Source organism: Gordonia sp. NPDC003504, from assembly GCF_053587995.1.
This window is the reverse complement of sequence record NZ_JBSFPC010000011.1, coordinates 98,431-117,917: the sequence shown is the minus strand read 5'-3', so window position 1 is coordinate 117,917 and position 19,487 is coordinate 98,431. Positions and strand designations below refer to the sequence as shown.

Annotated in this window: 23 protein-coding genes and 1 pseudogene; 9 read left to right on the top strand and 15 right to left on the bottom strand. The window is 66.5% G+C overall.

Going from position 1 to position 19,487, the window contains the following annotated elements; translation table 11 throughout:
- The first annotated feature begins 6 nt into the window (after nt 1–6).
- Entirely contained in the window at nt 7–459 is a 453-nt protein-coding gene (gene dtd, locus ACWDPV_RS18835; protein ID WP_348804527.1) for a D-aminoacyl-tRNA deacylase, read from the top strand.
- A 150-nt stretch (nt 460–609) separates the two neighbouring features.
- Here the strand turns inward: dtd and ACWDPV_RS18830 are convergent, their stop codons facing one another.
- Nucleotides 610–1,314 (bottom strand): hypothetical protein, encoded by a 705-nt coding sequence (locus ACWDPV_RS18830; RefSeq protein WP_449744183.1) that lies wholly within the window; start codon nt 1,312–1,314, stop codon nt 610–612.
- Between the two features lie 120 nt (nt 1,315–1,434).
- On the opposite strand from ACWDPV_RS18830, the gene fdhD reads away from it, so the two are divergent.
- Nucleotides 1,435–2,295: a formate dehydrogenase accessory sulfurtransferase FdhD gene (fdhD, locus tag ACWDPV_RS18825; protein WP_348804529.1), complete on the top strand. Its 861-nt coding sequence runs from the start codon at nt 1,435–1,437 to the stop codon at nt 2,293–2,295.
- Nucleotides 2,296–2,301: 6 nt separating this feature from the next.
- Here the strand turns inward: fdhD and ACWDPV_RS18820 are convergent.
- From ACWDPV_RS18820 to ACWDPV_RS18805, 4 genes and pseudogenes are all read right to left on the bottom strand, one after another.
- Nucleotides 2,302–3,368 (bottom strand): annotated as a pseudogene (locus ACWDPV_RS18820) (ABC transporter ATP-binding protein).
- 46 nt (nt 3,369–3,414) lie between these two features.
- Nucleotides 3,415–4,725: an ABC transporter substrate-binding protein gene (locus tag ACWDPV_RS18815; protein WP_449744182.1), complete on the bottom strand. Its 1,311-nt coding sequence runs from the start codon at nt 4,723–4,725 to the stop codon at nt 3,415–3,417.
- Nucleotides 4,726–4,774: 49 nt separating this feature from the next.
- The gene (locus ACWDPV_RS18810; RefSeq protein WP_348804532.1) at nt 4,775–5,611 is read right to left on the bottom strand and encodes a carbohydrate ABC transporter permease; all 837 of its coding nucleotides are present in this window, start codon (nt 5,609–5,611) and stop codon (nt 4,775–4,777) included.
- Nucleotides 5,608–6,525: a carbohydrate ABC transporter permease gene (locus tag ACWDPV_RS18805; RefSeq protein ID WP_348804533.1), complete on the bottom strand. Its 918-nt coding sequence runs from the start codon at nt 6,523–6,525 to the stop codon at nt 5,608–5,610. Before ACWDPV_RS18805 ends, ACWDPV_RS18810 begins: the two co-directional genes overlap by 4 nt.
- A 303-nt stretch (nt 6,526–6,828) precedes the next feature.
- Between ACWDPV_RS18805 and ACWDPV_RS18800 the strand changes: the two genes are divergently transcribed.
- The 7 genes from ACWDPV_RS18800 to ACWDPV_RS18770 all read left to right on the top strand — a co-directional run bounded on the left by ACWDPV_RS18800 (nt 6,829) and on the right by ACWDPV_RS18770 (nt 11,934).
- A complete protein-coding gene (locus ACWDPV_RS18800; RefSeq protein ID WP_449744181.1) occupies nt 6,829–8,052 on the top strand; it encodes an oxygenase MpaB family protein in 1,224 nt (407 codons plus the stop codon).
- A 19-nt stretch (nt 8,053–8,071) separates the two neighbouring features.
- Nucleotides 8,072–8,602 (top strand): hypothetical protein, encoded by a 531-nt coding sequence (locus ACWDPV_RS18795; protein ID WP_449744180.1) that lies wholly within the window; start codon nt 8,072–8,074, stop codon nt 8,600–8,602.
- Nucleotides 8,599–9,615 (top strand): FAD:protein FMN transferase, encoded by a 1,017-nt coding sequence (locus ACWDPV_RS18790; protein WP_348804536.1) that lies wholly within the window; start codon nt 8,599–8,601, stop codon nt 9,613–9,615. The genes ACWDPV_RS18795 and ACWDPV_RS18790 overlap by 4 nt, the downstream gene beginning before the upstream one ends.
- The gene (locus tag ACWDPV_RS18785; RefSeq protein WP_449744179.1) at nt 9,612–10,178 is read left to right on the top strand and encodes a ferric reductase-like transmembrane domain-containing protein; all 567 of its coding nucleotides are present in this window, start codon (nt 9,612–9,614) and stop codon (nt 10,176–10,178) included. Before ACWDPV_RS18790 ends, ACWDPV_RS18785 begins: the two co-directional genes overlap by 4 nt.
- Nucleotides 10,175–11,296 carry an NADH-ubiquinone oxidoreductase-F iron-sulfur binding region domain-containing protein gene (locus tag ACWDPV_RS18780; protein ID WP_449744178.1) on the top strand — a complete coding sequence of 374 codons (1,122 nt, stop codon included), beginning with the start codon at nt 10,175–10,177 and terminating at the stop codon, nt 11,294–11,296. The genes ACWDPV_RS18785 and ACWDPV_RS18780 overlap by 4 nt, the downstream gene beginning before the upstream one ends.
- Entirely contained in the window at nt 11,284–11,547 is a 264-nt protein-coding gene (locus tag ACWDPV_RS18775; protein ID WP_449744177.1) for a ferredoxin, read from the top strand. The genes ACWDPV_RS18780 and ACWDPV_RS18775 overlap by 13 nt, the downstream gene beginning before the upstream one ends.
- A gap of 213 nt (nt 11,548–11,760) precedes the next feature.
- Complete coding sequence (locus tag ACWDPV_RS18770) at nt 11,761–11,934, top strand: hypothetical protein (protein WP_449744176.1); 174 nt, start codon at nt 11,761–11,763, stop codon at nt 11,932–11,934.
- Between the two features lie 5 nt (nt 11,935–11,939).
- Here ACWDPV_RS18770 and map read toward each other — a convergent pair whose 3' ends face one another.
- From map to ACWDPV_RS18720, 10 genes are all read right to left on the bottom strand, one after another.
- On the bottom strand, nt 11,940–12,734 hold the full coding sequence (gene map, locus ACWDPV_RS18765) for a type I methionyl aminopeptidase (RefSeq protein ID WP_449744175.1): 795 nt from the start codon (nt 12,732–12,734) through the stop codon (nt 11,940–11,942).
- 44 nt (nt 12,735–12,778) lie between these two features.
- Nucleotides 12,779–13,333, bottom strand: coding sequence for an adenylate kinase (locus ACWDPV_RS18760; protein WP_348809196.1), 555 nt, complete (start codon nt 13,331–13,333; stop codon nt 12,779–12,781).
- Nucleotides 13,330–14,652, bottom strand: coding sequence for a preprotein translocase subunit SecY (gene secY, locus ACWDPV_RS18755; protein ID WP_348804543.1), 1,323 nt, complete (start codon nt 14,650–14,652; stop codon nt 13,330–13,332). The genes ACWDPV_RS18760 and secY overlap by 4 nt, the downstream gene beginning before the upstream one ends.
- Before the next feature lie 289 nt (nt 14,653–14,941).
- Nucleotides 14,942–15,382 (bottom strand): 50S ribosomal protein L15, encoded by a 441-nt coding sequence (gene rplO, locus ACWDPV_RS18750; protein ID WP_348804544.1) that lies wholly within the window; start codon nt 15,380–15,382, stop codon nt 14,942–14,944.
- Nucleotides 15,383–15,385: 3 nt separating this feature from the next.
- Nucleotides 15,386–15,565: a 50S ribosomal protein L30 gene (gene rpmD / locus ACWDPV_RS18745; RefSeq protein ID WP_348804545.1), complete on the bottom strand. Its 180-nt coding sequence runs from the start codon at nt 15,563–15,565 to the stop codon at nt 15,386–15,388.
- A gap of 3 nt (nt 15,566–15,568) precedes the next feature.
- Nucleotides 15,569–16,219 (bottom strand): 30S ribosomal protein S5, encoded by a 651-nt coding sequence (gene rpsE, locus ACWDPV_RS18740; RefSeq protein ID WP_348804546.1) that lies wholly within the window; start codon nt 16,217–16,219, stop codon nt 15,569–15,571.
- Nucleotides 16,220–16,268: 49 nt separating this feature from the next.
- A complete protein-coding gene (rplR, locus tag ACWDPV_RS18735; RefSeq protein WP_449744174.1) occupies nt 16,269–16,673 on the bottom strand; it encodes a 50S ribosomal protein L18 in 405 nt (134 codons plus the stop codon).
- A 3-nt stretch (nt 16,674–16,676) separates the two neighbouring features.
- Nucleotides 16,677–17,213, bottom strand: a complete 537-nt coding sequence (rplF, locus tag ACWDPV_RS18730) for a 50S ribosomal protein L6 (RefSeq protein ID WP_348809194.1) — start codon at nt 17,211–17,213, stop codon at nt 16,677–16,679.
- 15 nt (nt 17,214–17,228) lie between these two features.
- On the bottom strand, nt 17,229–17,627 hold the full coding sequence (rpsH, locus tag ACWDPV_RS18725; RefSeq protein WP_348804549.1) for a 30S ribosomal protein S8: 399 nt from the start codon (nt 17,625–17,627) through the stop codon (nt 17,229–17,231).
- Nucleotides 17,628–18,417: 790 nt separating this feature from the next.
- Nucleotides 18,418–19,347 (bottom strand): hypothetical protein, encoded by a 930-nt coding sequence (locus ACWDPV_RS18720; RefSeq protein WP_449744173.1) that lies wholly within the window; start codon nt 19,345–19,347, stop codon nt 18,418–18,420.
- Nucleotides 19,348–19,487: the final 140 nt, after the last annotated feature.

The following is a 19,487-nucleotide window of genomic DNA, read 5'->3' as shown; positions in this document are numbered from 1 at the left end:
CTGCTCATGCGAGCAGTGATCCAGCGGGTGACCGCGGCCCGGGTGATCGTCGACGACACGACGGTCGGCGAGCTCGACCTCACCGACGGCCGGCAAGGCCTGGTGGTCCTCGTCGGGGTCACCCACGACGACGGCCCGCCGCAGGCGGCCGCACTCGCCGACAAGATCTGGCGGTTACGCATCCTCGACGGCGACGGCGAGGTCCGCGAGGTATCCGCGGCCGACGTCGACGCCCCGATCCTGGTGATCAGCCAGTTCACCCTGTACGCGAACACCGCCAAGGGCCGTCGGCCGTCGTGGAACGCCGCGGCCCCCGGACCGGTGGCCGAACCACTCGTCGACGCCGTCGTCGAGGCGCTGCGGTCGGCCGGCGCCACCGTGGCGACCGGCCGGTTCGGCGCGCACATGGCCGTCCACCTGGTCAACGACGGACCGGTGACGATCACCGTCGAGGTCTGACACGATCGACGTCCCGCCCCACTCGCGCGGGCGCTCCACGTCCGCGCGGTACCCCCGCCCCCACGCGGTCATTGCACGACGCGCGCGAGCGTGGAGCAGGCGCGCGGACGAGAACCACCCGCGCCAAGCGGGCCAGTCACGCAGGAACCATCAGTCCAGCAGGCACCACGAGCCGTCACCGATCCGGCGGGCGTGCCCGGGGACGTCGGACATGTTGAGTGTCGGTGCGTAGATCGAGGCCGTGACCGTCGCCCGATCACCGTCGATCTCCACTGATTGCACATCGAGGTCGACATCGGCGGTCTCACCCTCCGGCGCGAACGCGCCGAGGAGATCGAGAACTCCGAGAAGCTCGGTGGACTCCGGGCAGATGTATCCCTTGGCGCCCTCGATGTCGTAGGTGCTCAACGCCTGGGTGTATCCCTCGTAGGCCGCGCGCACCGCCTGCTCATCGGAGCTCGACGACGCGAGCACCCCACCCGAACCGGATTGGCTCAGGAGGACGACTCCGCCGATGACGGCACCGATCACCACGACGACGCAGAGGATCACGACGGCCCAGACGCCACCCGATCCACGCCGCGGTGGCGGCCCCGCCGGCGGAAGGCCGCCGGGATAGAACTGCGGCGCGGCGGCATTCGGTGGATACGGACCAGGAGCGTACGGATTCTGAGGGTACGGATTCTGGGGATACGGATTCTGTGCGTACGGATTCTGCGCGTACGGATTCTGTGCGTACGGATTCTGGGGATACGGCTGCGGGCTCGGGCCCGGCTGCGGATATGCCCCCGGCCCGTACGGCGACGCGGGCCGAGCCCATGGGTCCTGTTGCGGATCCGGTCCGGGCCAGGTCATCGCGACTCCATCCGATCGGGGTTGGCGTGAGCTCACTTTAGACCGGCGATGTGCAGGTCAGCGCCCCGGGAGGGGCACGTCGTCCGAACGGACCAACGGTTCGCGCGGTACCGTGAGGCCATGGGACGCATCACCGCTCGACGCCGCGTCGTCCGCGTCCGGCAGGGTGCCGAACCGACGTCGCGGGCCGACGTCCTCGCCGTCGAGGAACCGTTGGAGATCCGCGTCGACGGCCGCCCACTGGTCGTCACGATGCGCACGCCGGGTGACGACGTCGATCTCGCCACCGGCTTCCTCGTCGCCGAGGGCGTGATCGCGCGGGCCCACGACGTCTCGATGGCGCGCTACTGCGCCGGCGCCACCGCCGACGGGGTCAACACCTACAACGTTCTCGACGTCACGCTCGCGCCCGGCGTCCCACCGCCGGATCCGTCCCTGGCCCGTAGTTTCACCGTCACCAGCGCGTGCGGCGTGTGTGGCAAGGACAGCATCGACGCCGTCCGGACCCGGTCGCGGTTCACCGTCGCCGACGACCCGATGGTGATCGACGCCGATCAGGTTCTCGCCCTGCCTGATCGACTGCGCAAGAAGCAGAAGGTGTTCGACAAGACCGGCGGGTTGCATGCGGCCGGGCTCTTCGACGCCGTCACCGGTGAGCTGCTGACACTCCGCGAGGACGTGGGTCGCCACAACGCCGTCGACAAGGTGATCGGAGCGATGACGATCGCGGATCGACTTCCGTTGCGTGGCACCGTGTTACAGGTTTCCGGGCGGGCCAGTTTCGAGTTGGTGCAGAAGGCGGTCATGGCAGGCATCCCGATGCTGTCGGCGGTCTCGGCGCCGTCGTCGCTGGCCGCCGATCTCGCCGACGAGCACGGATTGACCCTCGCCGGTTTCGTGCGCGGCGGGTCGATGGTGATCTACAGCCGCGCCGACCGGATCAGAACCGTGGCCACGCAGGCCGGATCGCAGGTGGGCTGAGCCCCCTCAGATCCGGGTGCCGGTCGCGGTGTCGAACCAGTGCATCTCCTCCGGCAACGGGGTCAGCCCGAGTTCGTCCCCGACGGCGAACTCCCGGTGATGATCGGCGCGCACCACCACCCGCCCGGACCGTGGTGTCACCTCGGCGGAGCAGTAGATGTACTGTTCGGCGCCGAGTTCCTCCACCAATTCCACTCGGGCTCTGACCGTTTCGGGTTCGTGCACCGGCCCGACGCGCCACGCCTGCGCCCGCAGGCCGACGGTGACACGCGCCGGCGCGCCCGGTGGGGCCGCAATCGTGGCGTCGCCCAACGCCACCGCCGGACCGTCGCGTTCGACGTCGACCAGGCACATCTGCGGGCTGCCCATGAATCCGGCGACGAACATGTTGACCGGATCGCGGTAGATCTCCCTGGGGGTCCCGACCTGTGAAGCACACCATGATCGAGGACGGCCACGCGATGCCCCATCGTCATGGCCTCCACCTGATCATGGGTGACATACAGGGTGGTGGTACCCAGTTCGCGTTGCAGCGCCGCGATCTGCGCCCGCGTGCTCACCCGGAGTTTGGCGTCGAGGTTCGACAGCGGTTCGTCCATGCAGAACACCCGCGGCCGACGGACGATGGCCCGGCCCATCGCCACCCGCTGACGTTGACCGCCGGACAGTTTCGCCGGTTTGCGCCCGAGCAACGATTCGAGCTCGAGCATCCGGGCGACGTCGAGGACACGGGCCTGCGTGTCCGCCTTGGACATTCCCGCGTTGCGGAGTGCGAACCCCATGTTCTGCGCGACCGACATGTTGGGGTAGAGCGCGTAGTTCTGGAAGACCATCGCCACGTCGCGCTCCCTGGGCGCCTTTCCGGACACGTCCGCACCATCGATGAGGATTCGGCCCGATTCGATCGACTCCAGGCCGGCCAGCATCCGCAGGGTGGTCGACTTGCCACATCCGGAAGGGCCGACGAGCACCATGAACTCGCCGTCGCCGATGTCGAGGTCGAGTGCGTCGACGGCCGGCGGCGCGTCGGGTGAGAACTGCCGGGTGACCGCGTCAAAGGTGATGGATGCCATGAATGAGGTGTTCCGCCTATGCTTTCCGTCTACTCTGCGCGCAAGGTCAGTTGGGCAGCTTGGACTTGATCTGGGTGTCGTAGATCTGCTGCAACTGGCTCTGCACGTCGGCGAGTGTGTCGGTCACGTTCGCGTTCTGCAGTCCGATCCGCTCGTATCCGGTGCCGATGATCTTGTCGGCACCGGGCAGGAACACGCGCGCATAGTCCTGCGATCGGGTCTGCGGGAGTTGTTGGATCGCGGTGGCGAAGTTCGGGTTCTGGGCGAGAAAGGACGTCATCGCCGGATTGGACGCGGCCGCGCTGCGCACCGGCATGTAGCCGACGTTCTGGGAGAAGTAGACCGTGTTGGCGGTGTTGGTGATGAAGTCGATGAACTTGAGCGCATTGATCTTTCGTTCCCGGGAGATGTTCGCGGGAATCGCCAGTCCGGCACCGCCGGTCGGGCATCCCTTGATCCCGTCGGGCGCGGGCAGGAAGGCGGTACCGACACCGAAGCGGGCGTTGTCGGTGATTCCGGACAGGTCGCCGGTCGAGGCGACGGTGGATGCGATGATCCCGGCACTGAAGTCGCCCGCGATGTCATTGGAGATCTTGGCGTAGCGGCCGGTGTTGATGGAATCGGAGAACCAGGTGGCCGCGGCGATGGTCTTCGGATTGGTGAACTGCAGGTCCCATTCGTCGGAGTAGGCGCCACCGAACGTCCACGTGGGCCCCTCGAAGGTCCAGCCCAGATAGTCGGTGGCGTTGCCCCAGCCGTGGGCCTGCTTGCCGTCGCCGACCGCCTGCTGAATGCGCGGTCCCCACTCCCCGAATTCCTGCCAGGTGTTGGGTCCCCGATTCGGCAGTCCCGCACGGGTCCAGACGTCCTGGTTGTAGTAGAACAACGGCGTCGAGCGCGAGTACGGCAGCGCCCAGTGCTTGTCGTTCCAGTGGTAGTCGTCGTAGAGCGAGGTGACGTAGGTCGACGGGTCGACGCCCGCGTCGCCGTAGAGATCGTCGAGCGGCGTGATCGCTTTCAGCAGTGCGAAATTGAACCACCAGACGTCCGAGAGCACCACGATGTCGGGCAGGTCCCCGCCGGAGAGGGCGGCATTGAATTTCTGGGCCAGCTCTTCGTAGTTCTTGCCACCGTCGACGAGGGATACCTTGATGGTGGGATTGGCCGCCTCGAATCGCGAGATCAGTTCCTTCTCGACGTCGGTCGACTTGCCCGGGTGATTGGACCAGAACGTGAGATTGTTGGCGTCCCCGCCCGAGCCGCCGCTGCCGCCGGAACCGGCGCAGGCCGCGAGCGTGGCGGCTCCGGCCGCGGCAAGAGCGCCGGTGAGTACCGCGCGGCGTGAGATGTCGGTCATCGTGAGTCCCCTCCTGGAGTGTGCATGTCGTTTCCTGCGCGCATGACTGTCATCCCTTGACCGCCCCCGATGTGAGCCCCTTGATCATCTGGCGTTGCAGGACAAGGAAGATCAGCAGGATCGGCAGCATCGCGAGGACGGTCGCGGCCATCACCGGCCCCCAGTTGGTGAGGCCGTCGTTGTTCTGCAGTTGGGTGAGCCCCACCGGGAGGGTCGCGACGCGGTAATCGTCGGCCATGAGGAAGGGCCACAGGTATTCGTTCCACTCGTTGACCAACGTGATCAGGGCGAACGCCACCATCGTGGGGATCGAGATCGGCAGCACCACGCGCAGCAACAGCCGGACGTGCCCGGCGCCGTCCATCCTCGCGGCCTCGATGATCTCGGCCGGAATCGACAGAAAGTGGTTGCGCATCAGGAACGTTCCGAACGCCACCCCGGCCAGCGGCACGATGATCCCGACGAAGGTGTTGCGCAATCCCAGCTGCGCCACCAGCGAATAGTTGGTGATCACCGTGATCTGGTTGGGCACCATGAGTGCCGCGATGATCGTCAGGAACACCAGGTTCTTGAACGGGAATCGCAGGAACACCAGTCCGTACGCACTGAGCACACCGAGGACGAACTTGATGATCGTCAACGCGCCCGCGGTGATCAGGGAATTGCCCAGGAACCGCCAGAACGGCACCGATGTCGTCGCCTCGCGATAGTTCTCCGGGTGCCAGGTCGACGGCCACCACACGGCGGGCTGCACATAGATCTCGGAACGATCCTTGAAGGAGGCCAACAGGATCCAGATCAGCGGCAGGGCGACCACCACGACGACCACCGCCATCGCGAGGTAGCCGGATGCGGTGGCGATCCGGGCGCGGGTCGATGCGTTCATCGCTCGCCCCGATCCATCACCCGCACCTGCAGGACCGTGATGATCAGCAGGACGACGAACATGACGGTCGCCACCGTGGCGCCGTAGCCGGCCCGGAAGTTGCGGAAGGTCTCCTCATAGACCTGGTACACCATCGTCGTGGTGCCGTTGCCGAGCGGCCCGCCGCGGGTCATCACGTTGATGATGTCGAAGACCTGCAGCGAGTTCAGCATCACCGTGATCGACAGGAAGTAGGTGGTGGGCCGCAGTTGCGGCAGCAGGACGCGCCGGAAATGCGTCACCGGTCCCGCCCCGTCGATCAGGGCCGCCTCATCCAGATCGGCGCGTCGTCCCTGGAGCGCGGCGAGGTAGATCACGAAGGTGTACCCGACGTTCTTCCAGAGGTAGGTCACCGTGATCATCACCATCGCCCACCCGGGTTGCTGATAGAAGTCGGGCGCCGGACCGAGACCGGTGCGCACCATCAGGTCGTTGATGAGTCCGAAATTCGGGTCGAAGACGAACTGGAAGGCGATGCCGATGGCCGCGCCGGAGATCACGAACGGCGCGAACACCGTCGAGCGCACCAGGTTTCGTCCGGCCAGTTTGCGATCCAGCAGGACCGCGAGCGCCAGTCCGATGACCATGCTGCCGATCACCGCGGCGAGGGTGAAGACCACCGTGTTCGTGACGATGATCGCCGTGTCGGATCGGGTGGCCCACTCGCGGTAGTTGTCCGTACCGATGAAGGTGGCGCCGGGCGAGGAGATGTTCCAGTCGTAGAACGACATCCGGATGTTCTCGATCAGTGGCCGGTAGGTGAACACCACCAGCAGAACGAGATTGGGGCCGACGATGGCCAGGAACAACAGGTAGGTGCGCCACGGACGACGATGACCCGCTTGTGGCAGGACATGCTCGGTCACCGGTGGCACGCGAGTGAGTGTGCGTGCCTCAGCCGTCGTACGGCACAACACTCATCGACACATCGGTGAACGGTTCACCAACCGATAGTTAGCAAGGGTTCACATTCGCGCGGGGTACCGCGTCAACAGGCACAACCCGCGTGGGCGGGCGGGAGAATGCCATCTCCGACGGTGACCGATGTGGTCATCCTCGGAGATTTTTCGTTGTCCATACCACTTCGCTACTAATATGTGATTTCATACATGAGTTACAGAGTTACACGATCTGTAACTCTATGCCGAATCGAGATCGGGGGACCAGTGAGCGTCGACATGAACAGAAGGAATGCACTACGGGCCGGTGGCGCGGGAGCACTCGCCGTCGCGGGATCGATGGCGTTCGGCGCCAAACCCGCACGCGCACAACCGTGGTCATGGTCGCCCGCCGGTTCGGTGCCCGGTACCGGAGCCGGCGCCGATCCCCGCCACCTGTGGGACCCCGAGGCCGACGCGGTGATCGCCGACGTGATCGAACACCACGACGTCACCGCCATCAACCGCGCCCTCCGCGGATGGGTCCGCAACGATCAGCCCATCCCCGCGTCGCTGCCGAGCAACCTCAAGGACTTCATCCACGAGGCCCGCAAACTGCCGTCATGGACCGACAAGGGCAAACTGGCGGATTCGTTCACCTTCGTCAAGAAGCAGGACACCATCATCTCCGTGTTGTACGCCTTCGCCGCGGGCATGATGGCCACCGTCATCCCCAACGAGGCGCGCTCGGTGTACTACTCCAAGGGCGGGCACCCGGTGTACTTCAAGGACCGGATCGCCAAGACCGCCAAACTGGGCTACGACATCGGCACCATCAACGCCTACGATCCCGACGGCCAGATGATCGTGACCTGCATCAAGACCCGGATGATCCACGCCGGCGTCCGCCACCTGCTGCCCCAGTCGCCGCACTGGCCCGACAACGTCGTGCCGATAAGCCAGGAGGACCTGCTGGTCACCTGGCACAGTCTGCCGACGACGATCATGCAGAACCTCGTCAAGTGGGGAATCCCCATCCCGCGCAACGAATCCCAGGGCTACCTGCACAGTTGGCAGCTCGGCGGCCACTTCCTCGGCATCCGCGACGAATACCTGCCGCAGTCCTGGGCGGAGGCCAATTCGCAGGCCAAGCAGGTCCTCGACCCGGTGCTGGCACCCACGCCGGAGGGCACGGTGCTCGCCGAACAGCTCCTCGAACTCGGACACGACCTCGACCTGAGCCTGCTGTCGAAGCCGATCCTGGGCGCCTTCACCCGCTACATCCTCGGCCCCAAGCTCGCCGATTGGATTCAGGTGCCCCGCGAGCCGGTGTGGAGCCCACTGCTCGAGACGGCCTGGCCGCCGTTCCTCCAGATCCGTTCGGGAATCCTGGGTGTCGCGCCGATCACCGAGAACGCCTACTGGCTGTTCGACGAATTCCTCCGCCAGTTCGTCCTCTGGTACGCCGCCGAACTGCGCATGCCCATCAGCATCGAGATCCCGACCGCGAACCGGCGATTCTGACGTTCCTCTCGGCAACGCCATGAAGCAGGCCAACGCGATCATCACCTCCCGGCGCCTGGCCGCCGGAGTGTTCGCCGCCGCAACACTCACCGCCGCCGGGCTCACCGGCCAGCTGGCGGTGAGCCACGCCGACGCCGGCCAGTCCGCCGGCGAGAATGAGTCCACGACGTCGGCCGCCTCCACGACGGTGGCGACCGCGTCCGGCCCGTCGTCGACGACGCCACCCCGACGACCCGCCGCACGCACGTCGGGTGCTCCCGTGCCACCGCGTTCGGCGACGCCCAGAACCGCCGCGACCCCGACCGCCGTGACACCCACCGCCGTGACCCCGACCGGGACCTACCAACCCCCCGTCGAACAGGCGCCGGCGCAGACCGGGTACACCGCCCCGGAAGTGGTTGTCCCCGAGCCCACTGCGGTGCAACCGGAGAGCCCTGGCGGCGGCTCAGGTGCGGCCTCCGGCGGTGGCGCTGGCGGTGGCGGCTGGGAGGCGCCGCCGCCGGTCGCCGAGACGGCCGCACCACCTCAGACCCAGACGGCCGGATCATGATCGACACCCACCACGACTCCCCCGCCGTGCCCACAGCCGGCCCCGAAACCGTCGCCTCGGCCGGGTTCTCGGCCATCGGCACCACCGTCACGGTGCTCTGCACCGTCGCCGACGAGCTCGACGAGGCCGCCGCCCTGATGCGTCGGCGACTCGCCGAACTCGATCGGGCGGCGTCCCGCTTCCGCACCGATTCCGAACTGGCACAGATCAATACCGCGAGCGCCGAGCGCGCCCGCACCGATCCCGACGGTTCGGTGTGCCTTCCCGTCGGCGAGGTTCTCGCCCGATGCCTGGGCGCGGCGGTGCACGCCGAGCGACTGACCGACGGACTGGTCTGCGCATCGTTGGGTGCCGAGCTGGCCGCCTGCGGATACGACGACGACATCGACATCGTGCGCGCACGCACCGACACCGGTTCCCGACCGACACCCGAACACACTGCACGGCAGGCGGTCTCGCGGCGCACCGACTTCGACGAACAGCGCGCCCGGGTGACACTCCCGGCTGGGACCGCACTCGATCTCGGTGCCGTCGCCAAGGCATGGGCCGCCGACGCCATCGCCGAGGAACTCGCGCGGTCGGGCTCCGGTGGGTATCTGGTGAACCTCGGCGGCGACACCGCGGTCTCGGGAGTCGTGCCCGACGACGGGTGGGCGATCGGCGTCCTCGGACCCGATGGCGCACAGGTTCAGGTCGTTCGCTCCGACGGCCAGGCATTCGCCACCTCGTCTACGAGGCTGCGGACGTGGCGACAGCACGGGCGCCACCGGCATCACATCATCGACCCGCGAACCGGGATGCCCGCCCACACGCGGTGGGCCCAGGCGACCTGTGCGGCACCGACGGCGGTCCAGGCCAACGCCGCGTCGACCGCCGCGGTCATCCTCGATGACCGCGCCCCGGACTGGCTGACCGCCCGCCGGGTTCCGGCGTGCCTCATCGCCGCCGATCACCAGATCACCACCGCCCCCGGATGGCCCGGCATCACAACCCCTGCGGTGGGTGTGTCATGACCAGTCCGTGGCTGTGGTTCGCCTCCCGCGCCTGCGGCATCGTCAGTCTGATGTTGCTCACCGCGGTCGTCGTGCTCGGTGCCGCCACCGCCGTCGGCCTCCGACCCGAGAGCTCCCTCACCGCGGTCGCGGTGAGCCTGCATCGCACCCTCGCCCTGGGCACCACCGTGTTCGTCGCCATCCACATCTCGACCGCCGTCCTCGACGCCTACGTCGACCTGGGATGGATCGCGGTGGTCGTGCCGTTCACCTCCGATTACCACCGCATGTGGGTGGGTGTGGGTGCCATCGCCGTCGACATCTTCATCCTCGTGCTCGCCACGTCGATTCTGCGGCTGCGCCTGTCCCATCGGGTCTGGCGGGCCGTGCACTGGCTGTCGTATCTGCTCGCGGCGAGCGCGGTCCTGCACGGACTGATGATGTCCGCCGACGATCAGCAGGCGTTGCGGATCGTCACCGTGGCCTGCGGTCTCGTCATGGCGGCGGCCACCGCGTGGCGCCTGCTCAGTCGCACCGCCGATCGCCGCCGGCGCGCCGAGATCGCGATCGGAGGTTGGACATGAACGCCATCGCCGACCTGCTGACCGACGCAGGCCTCACCGGGCGGGGCGGCGCCGGGTTCCCCACCGGCGTCAAAGTGGATCTGGCACACCGCCACGGCGCCGATCTCATCATCAACGCCTGCGACGGCGAGATCGACGCGACCAAGGACGGATGGGTCATCGCTCACCGCCTCGACGCGGTTCTCACCGGCGCCCGGCTGCTGACCGCCGGCCGGATTCGGGTTGCGGCACATCGCGGTTCGGCTGCCCTCGCCATCCTCGACGAGCACGGGTGTGACACCGTCGCGGTACCGCACCGCTACGTCGCCTCCGAGGAGTCCTCGCTGGTGAGTCTGGCCCATGGCGGGCAGGCCCGTCCGCTGATGCGGTGGTCGCCGGTGACCGCCGGCGCCCGCGGTCACGACGGTCGCCGACTCCGGCCGACGCTCGTCCTCAATGCCGAAACCGTGTGGCGTGCAGCCCAGATCGCCGATCGTGGAGTGCGCTGGTTCCGCTCCTTCGGTACGCGGGCCGAGCCCGGACCCCGACTGGTGACAGTGGCCAACGGTGTCGGCAGACCCGGAGTCGTCGAGGCGGAGGCCGGCCCGCGGGTCGGTGATCTCCTCGGGCTCGCCGGCGGTCAGACCGTTGCGGCACAGGCGTTCTGGCTCGGCGGACTCGGCGGCGGATTCCTGCCGGCCGCCGACGCGTCACGAACCGCGTGGTCTCGGGCCGGGTTGGCGCCGCATCACGTTCGCATGGGAGCTGCGACCGTCCGTCTGATCGAGGCCGATGCCGATCCGTGGGCGCAGGTGGCGGCCGCACTCGACTACGCCGCGGCCGAAACCGCCGGGCAGTGCGGGCCATGCATGTTCGGTCTGCCCGCGATCGCCTCCACCGTCGCCGACCTCCGCAACGCCGACGATCCCGGCGCGGCATCACACCTGACCCGTCGAGTCGCGATGGTGCGCGGCCGCGGTGCATGCCGATTCCCCGACGGCGTCGCGGATTTCGTCGCGTCGGCGCTCGAGGTGTTCGGAGCGCCTCGCCGACCCGAGTCTGCGCCGAGCGAGTTGACGCAGAGTGAGTTGACGCAGAGGGAGTTGACACTGACAGGAGCACACCCATGTCCTGGTTGACCTCGCTCACCGGCCGGGCCGGCACCGACGAATCCGGACCGGCACCGACCCTCGTCGTCGATCGAATTGCCTGCACCGGCAAGGGAATCTGCGCGCACCTGCTGCCCGAGTCCATCCACCTCGACGAGTGGGTATACCCCAACATCGTCGACGAGCACCCCGAACCCGGCGCCGCTCAGACCGCCACGTCCCTGTGTCCCACCGGCGCACTGCGTCAGATCAGACTGCGTCAGATCAGCAAGAAGGAGTAGTCACCGAGACACCGTCACCGCACAACGTTATCGCAGACCGTTATCGCAGACCGCCAACGATCAACATCCGAAACCGCACAACCCGAAGGACTTTCACCCCATGAATCATTGGAACGACATCTTCTACGTCATCCAGAACCTGCTCAACCAGTTCGACATGATCTCACTGTTCCCCCACTACTGATCGTCGGCAGTTCACGGAATCGAGATCTCGTGTCGGTGATCGACGACTCCCATCCCGGTGCGGCCGTTCTACTCCAGCGCGTCCTCACCGATCAGGCGACATCCGGTGACGGCGTCGACGATGTGCGCACGCGCATCGTCGACGCTGCGCGGGACCAGTTCCTGATCAACATCCGGGATGCGCCGACCGCCGCCGAGGGCTGATCACCTCATTCGGGGCGCTGCGTCAGAATGCGCGGGCCGTCGGCGGTCACCGCGACGGTGTGTTCCCAGTGCGCCGAACGTGAACCGTCGTCGGTGACGACGGTCCAGTCGTCGTCGAGTACCGATGTCTCGGTGGTACCCAACGTCAGCATGGGTTCGATCGCGAGGGTCGAACCGATCACCAGCAGTGGGCCTTTGCCGGGTTCCCCTTCGTTGGCGAGGAAGGGCTCGAGATGCATCTCGCGGCCGATGCCGTGCCCGCCGTAGCCGTCGACGATGCCGAAGGACCGACTGAACTTTCGTTCCGCGTCGTGGGTTCCGGTCTCGATGGCGTGGGAGATGTCGGTCAATCGCGCACCGTCGATCATGGCGGCGATCCCCGCCTCCATCGACAACCGCGTGGCCTCGGACAGTTCCGAATCCGCCTGCGACAGTTCACCGACGCCGAAGGTCCACGCCGAATCCCCGTGCCAGCCCTCGAGAACGGCCCCGCAGTCGATGGACACGAGATCGCCCTCGGCGAGGATCACATCCGCCGAGGGGATCCCGTGCACCACAACATCGTTGACCGAGGAACAGATGGTGCCGGGAAACCCGTGGTAACCCTTGAAGGACGGGACCGCGCCGGCCTGCCGGATGACGGTCTCGGCGATCTCGTCGAGATCCAGGGTGCTCACACCCGGCTTCGAGGCGTGGCGAACGGCGACGAGCGCCGCACCCACCACCGCACCGGCCGCGGCCATCGCGTCGAGTTCTCCTGCACTGCGGAAGGGCACTCGTTTACGCTTGCGAAATCCCATGACCGGCCCCGGTTCGGTTCCTTCGATTCGTTTGGAGGATGACGTCAGGACACGCCCGCGCCAAGCGCGCTCAGCACCCGCTGATGCACGTCCTGCACGTCGCCGACCGCGTCGATCGTCTTGACCTGATCACCGTAGTAGTCGAGCAACGGTGCGGTTTCCTTCTGATACACCGCCATCCGGTTACGGATGACCTCTTCGGTGTCGTCGGCACGACCACGCGCCAGCATCCGCTCAACCACCACGTCGGCGTCGACGACGAAGGACAGCACCGCGTCCAGCGAGGTCTCCAGTGCGGACAGGATGTCCTTGAGTGCATCGGCCTGCTCGGTCGACCGCGGGAAGCCGTCCAGGATGAATCCCTTGGACGCATCGGGTTCCCCGACGCGGGCGCGCACCATGTCGACGGTGATCTCGGACGGGACCAGGTCACCGGCGTCGAGGTAGCGCTTGGCCTCGATACCGACCGCGGTTCCCTGTGAGATGTTGGCGCGGAACAGGTCTCCGGTGGAGATGTGCGGGATGCCGAGCGCTTCGCTCAACAGTTCCGCCTGGGTACCTTTACCTGCTCCGGGGGGGCCGAGAATGACAAGTCTCACTTCAGGAATCCTTCGTACTTGCGTTGCATCAATTGACTGTTGATCTGCTTCATCGTGTCCAGTCCCACACCGACCATGATCAGGACGGCCGTGCCCCCAAATGGCAGGTTCTGAACACCACCGCTGTTACCGATCTCGAGGAACAGGTTTGGCAGTACCGCGATGATACCCAGGTAGATCGAACCCGGCAGCGTGATGCGACTGAGGACATAGCCGAGATAGTCGGCCGTCGGCTGTCCCGGACGAATACCCGGAATGAAGCCGCCGTACTTCTTCATGTCATCGGCACGCTCTTCCGGATTGAATGTCACCGCCACATAGAAATATGTGAAGAAGATGATCATCAGGAAGTAGACGATGATGTAGACGTAATTGCTCGGGTCGGCCAGATACGTCGCCACCCACCGCTGCCAGCTCGACTGCGTGCCGTCGGAGGACTGGGTGAGCTGGACGATCAGCTGCGGCAGATACAGCAGTGAGGACGCGAAGATCACCGGGATGACGCCGGCCTGGTTGACCTTCAACGGCAGATAGGTCGACGAACCGCCGTACATCTTGCGGCCCACCATGCGCTTGGCGTACTGCACCGGGATACGGCGCTGTCCCTGCTCGATGAACACCACGCCGGCCACGATGATCAACACCGCGACGACGACGAGACCGAAGACCAGGCCGCCGCGGCTGGTGAGGATGGCACGTCCCTCGGCGGGGATGCGGGCGGCGATACCGGCGAAGATCAGCAGCGACATGCCGTTGCCGATGCCGCGCTCGGTGATCAGCTCACCGAACCACATCACCAGGCAGGCACCCGCGGTCATCACCAGCACGATGATGGTCAGGCCGAAGATGCTCTTGTCGTTGAGGATGTTGTCGCCACAGCTGGCCGGCAGCAGATTGCCACGATCGGCCAGCGCCACGATGCCGGTGGACTGCAGCAACGCCAACGCCACCGTGAGGTAGCGGGTGTACTGCGTCATCTTGGCCTGGCCGGACTGGCCTTCCTTGCGCAGTTGCTCGAACCGCGGGATGACCACGGTGAGCAGCTGGACGATGATGCTCGCCGTGATGTACGGCATGATGCCGATCGCGAACACCGACAGCTGCAGCAGCGCACCACCGGAGAACAGGTTGATCAGCGAGTAGACCTGATTGCCGCCGCCACTGTTGATGGTGTCGATGCACTTGTGCACCTCGACGTAGTTGACACCCGGCGACGGAACCGTGGCCCCGAGGCGATACAGGACGATGATGCCGATGACGAAGAGGATCTTCTTCCTCAGATCGGGCGTCCGTAAGGCCGCGATGAGGGGGGAGAGCACTAATTCCTCCTAGAGCACACGTGCTCACCGCCCGGACCCTTCAGGCGCGCATGCTCGACAATCGACGATGATCTTGCGGGATGTGTGCAAGCAACGGTCACGGCATCGGTCACGAGGCCCGGTCACGAGGTGTGCACACACACAACGATGCAAACTCTAACAGCCGCGGAAAACCACCTGCGCAACGCCGGTCGTCGGCGTTGAGATGGCCTTTCTGCCGCGGCGACGCCAAGGTCCGCGGGTGTGGCGAGGCAATCTGCACACACTCCGCGGACCCGGCGAATCCGACTCAGAGTTCGGTGACGCTGCCACCGGCAGCGGCGATCTTCTCCTTGGCGGATGCAGTGAACTTGTCGGCGGTCACGTCGACCTTGACGCCCAGTTCCCCGTCGCCGAGGACCTTGACGAGCCGGTTCTTGCGCACGGCGCCGGCGGCGACGAGTTCGTCGACGCCGATGGTGCCACCCTGCGGGAACAGACGGGCGATGTCGCCCACGTTGACGACCTGGTACTCGACCCGGTTGCGATTGGTGAAGCCCTTGAGCTTCGGCAGTCGCATGTGGATCGGCATCTGGCCGCCCTCGAATGCGGCGGGCACGTTCTTGCGTGCCTTGGTGCCCTTGGTGCCGCGACCGGCGGTCTTACCCTTGGAGCCCTCACCGCGACCCACGCGGGTCTTGTCGGTCTTCGCGCCCGGAGCGGGGCGAAGGTGATGGAGCTTGATGGTCATTGCTTAAACCTCTTCGACTGTCACGAGGTGCCGGACCACGTTGATGAGGCCGCGGTTGACGGCGGTGTCCTCACGGGTGACCGACTTGCGGATGCCGCGCAGACCGAGGGTCCGCAGGCTGTCACGCTGGTTCTGCTTGGTACCGATGGTGCCCTTGACCTGGGTGATCTTCAGCTGTGCCATCTCTTACACTCCTTGGCCGGCACGGGCGCGGAGCATACCGGCCGGTGCCACGTCTTCGATCGGGAGTCCGCGGCGGGCCGCGACCTCTTCCGGACGCTGCAGCATCTTCAGGGCCGCGACGGTCGCGTGGACCACGTTGATCGCGTTGTCCGAGCCGAGGCTCTTGGCGAGGACGTCGTGGACGCCCGCGCATTCGAGCACGGCACGCACCGCGCCACCGGCGATCACACCGGTACCGGGGCTGGCCGGGCGGAGCATCACGACACCGGCGGCGGCCTCACCCTGAACCGGGTGGGTCACGGTGCCACCGATCAGCGGGACGCGGAAGAAGTTCTTGCGAGCCTCTTCGACACCCTTCTGGATCGCGGCCGGAACTTCCTTGGCCTTGCCGTAGCCGACGCCGACCATGCCCTGTCCGTCTCCGACCACCACGAGAGCGGTGAAGGAGAAGCGGCGGCCACCCTTGACCACCTTGGACACACGGTTGATGGCGACGACCCGCTCGAGCTGGTTGCGGTCCTGGTCGCGGCCACCGCGGTCGTTGCCGCCGCGACGGTCGCGGCCGCCCCGGCGATCGTTGCGGTCGCCACCTTGGTTGTTGTTGTTGTCGTTTCCGGCGGGTCCGTTTCCGCCGTCACGCTGACGTCCGGGCATCAGAGGTTCCCTCCGGTCATATTGGTCTTGCTGGTGTAGATGGTCATCATCAGAACTGCAGGCCTCCCTCACGGGCGGCGTCGGCGAGCGCGGCGATCCGGCCGTGGTATTCCTTGCCACCACGGTCGAACACGACGGTCTCGACACCGGCTGCCTTGGCGCGGGCGGCGATCAGTTCGCCGACCTTGCGGGCCTGCGCGGACTTGTCGCCACCGGCGGCGCGGACGTCGGCCTCGATGGTCGACGCGGCGGCCAGGGTCTTGCCGACCTGGTCGTCGATCAGCTGTACGTGGATGTGACGGCTGCTGCGCTTGACGGCCAGACGCGGACGCTCGGCGGTGCCGGCGACCTTCTTGCGCAGGCGGAAGTGACGACGGTTGGTCGCGGTGCGACGACGCGTCGAGACGTCCTTGCCGAGCGGCTTGCGAACATTCTTGGTTGCTGTATCACTCATGGCTTACTTACCCGTCTTTCCGACCTTGCGACGGATCTGCTCACCCTCGTAGCGAATGCCCTTGCCCTTGTAGGGGTCCGGACGACGCAGGCGGCGGATGTTCGCCGAGATCTGGCCGACTTGCTGCTTGTCGATACCCGACACCGAGAACTTGGTGGGCGACTCGACGGCAAAGGTGATGCCCTCGGGAGCCTCGATCGGCACGGGATGGCTGTAACCGAGCGCGAATTCCAGGTCCCGGCCCTTGGCCTGGACGCGGTAACCGACACCGAAGATCTCCATCTTGGTGGTGTAGCCCTTGGTGACACCCTCGACGAGGTTGTTCACCAGCGAACGGTTCAGGCCGTGCAGGGCGCGATTACGACGCTCGTCGTTGGGGCGGGTCACCACGATGGCGCCGTCTTCCTGAGCGACGACGATCGGCGCGGTGACGTTGTGGGAGAGTTCGCCCTTGGGTCCCTTGACGGTGATGGTCTGTCCGTCGATGGCGACGGTGACGCCCGCGGGGATCTGGATCGGGTTCTTACCGATACGCGACATTGTTGCTACCTCCCCTTACCAGACGTAGGCGAGGACTTCGCCGCCCACGCCCTGGTTGGCTGCCTGGCGGTCGGTGAGCAGGCCCGACGACGTGGAGATGATGGCCACGCCGAGGCCGCCCAGAACCTTGGGCAGGTTGTTGGACTTGGCGTACACCCGCAGACCCGGCTTGGACACGCGGCGAAGGCCGGCGATGCTGCGCTCCCGGGAGGGGCCGTACTTGAGGGAGACGACGAGGTTCTTGCCGACCTCGGCGTCTTCGGTGCGGTAGTCGGTGATGTAACCCTCGCGCTTGAGGATCTCAGCGATGTTCACCTTCAGTTTCGACGAGGGCAGGGTCACCTCGTCGTGGAACGCCGAGTTGGCGTTACGCAGACGCGTCAAGAAGTCTGCGATCGGGTCAGTCATGGTCATGGTTGACCGTCAACCTTTCTCGTAGCGGTTCCCATACAGCGCCGATCCGTGAGGATTACTCCCCTGACCTGCGGTGGGCCTTCCACGAAGTGGATAGTTGTGTGATGTCTCGTCGCCGATGCCCTTGGCTTTTCGCCGGCATCGGAGACTATTCAGTTGTGTTCTGCACCGGGGTGCAGACGAACGTCCCGGACACCTGAGGTGCACAGGCAACCGGTCTAGTGTAGAGAATTCCCTGGCCAGACCCAAATCGTCGGTCGCGGGGTGCTTGGTGGGGCGTTCGCGCGGGTGTTGTTTGCCCACGCGGCACCCCCACGTACGCGCGGTCATTGCACCAAGCAGCGCGAGCACGAGGGCACCGCGCCAACCAGCACCACCCGCGCCAACCGCCGACGACCCGAGCCCCGGGGCACGTTCCCGCGGGCCCTCCACGCCCACGCGGCACCCCCACACTCACGCGGTCAGTGCAACAAACAGCGCGAGCACAGAGGCACCGCGCCAACCAGCACCACCCGCGCCAACCGTCGACGACCCCGAAACCCCGCCCCGTTCCCGCGGGCCCAACTCGCCCACGCGGCACCCCCACACCCACGCGGTCATTGCAACAAACAGCGCGAGCACGAGGGCACCGCGCCAACCAGCACCACCCGCGCCAACCGCCGACGACCCAGGTCCCGGCCCCGTTCCCGCGGGCCCAACTCGCCCACGCGGCACCCCCACGTACGCGCGGTCATTGCAACAAACAGCGCAAGCACGAGGGCACCGCGCCAACCAGCACCACCCGCGCCAGTCACGCCGCCATCAGCGAGAAGTGCACCAGCCACCGGCGGACGAGGCCGACGACGGTGCCGTTCTCGAGGTCGGTCCACAGCCAGCGGACGACCATGATCCCCATCGCCCGCAGCCGATCCTCGCGTTGCTTCTCCCGGATCACGGCGTCGGAAGGCTTCTCCCCCGGCCGTAAGTGCTTCTGGTACTTGACCTTTCCGTCGAACTCACCGACGAGCAGCCCATCCCAGTCGAAGTCGGTGCGCGCCACCTCTTTCCCCTCGTCGTTGACGAAGGTGTGCTGCAGGCGCGGCAGGAGCAGGCCCGCCTCGATCATCTGTGCCCGACTCCACGATTCGCCAGGACTTTCGGCAGTGCCGTCCGCCCACCGCAGCGCACGTCGGGCGGTGTTCACGCCGAGTCGGCGGCCGCGCAGCATCTTCTCCATCTTCTGCCGGTCGGCACCCGCACGGAGGGCCGCGTCGAAGACCGCGAGTGCTCCCGCGAATCCCATCGTCGTGGTGCAGGCGACGTCCACGGCGACCCGTTCGATGATCGGGACGACGATGCCGTCGACCTCGGTCCGCTCCTCGGGTGCGACGACGCCGACGTGGTCATGACGCGTCGACGTGCGCCCGCCGCCGGCCGTGTGTCCGGTGATCGTGTGCAGTCGCCGGAAGTTGGGTTTGAGCATCGGCAGGCGATGAAGGGTGGCCGCGGACTGATGGCTGGGGATCGACTTGCCGAACCGCCCGAGCCGATGCGACGCGATCACCTCCAGGCGATGATGCTCGTCGGGCTCCCGCTCGGCGGCGTGCACGTACGCACCGCGTACCAGCGACACGATGTCGCCGCGTCGGCAAGCTCTGCCGAGGTCGGCGTCGGTAAAGCCCGCGGCGATGGCCACGTGCCGGTAGATGATCTGGTGTTCGTCAGTCGGAAAAGGTGTCATGCGAGATTGGACGCACGCCGAGGCGATTTGGCTCCATCGAATGTCGGAAATTTTTCGGCTCCGACTGGTGACGGCTGTTCTTCGCGCGGTTCCAGCTTGCCGCCGCGGCACCCCCGCGTTCACGCGGTCTGTGCCCACGG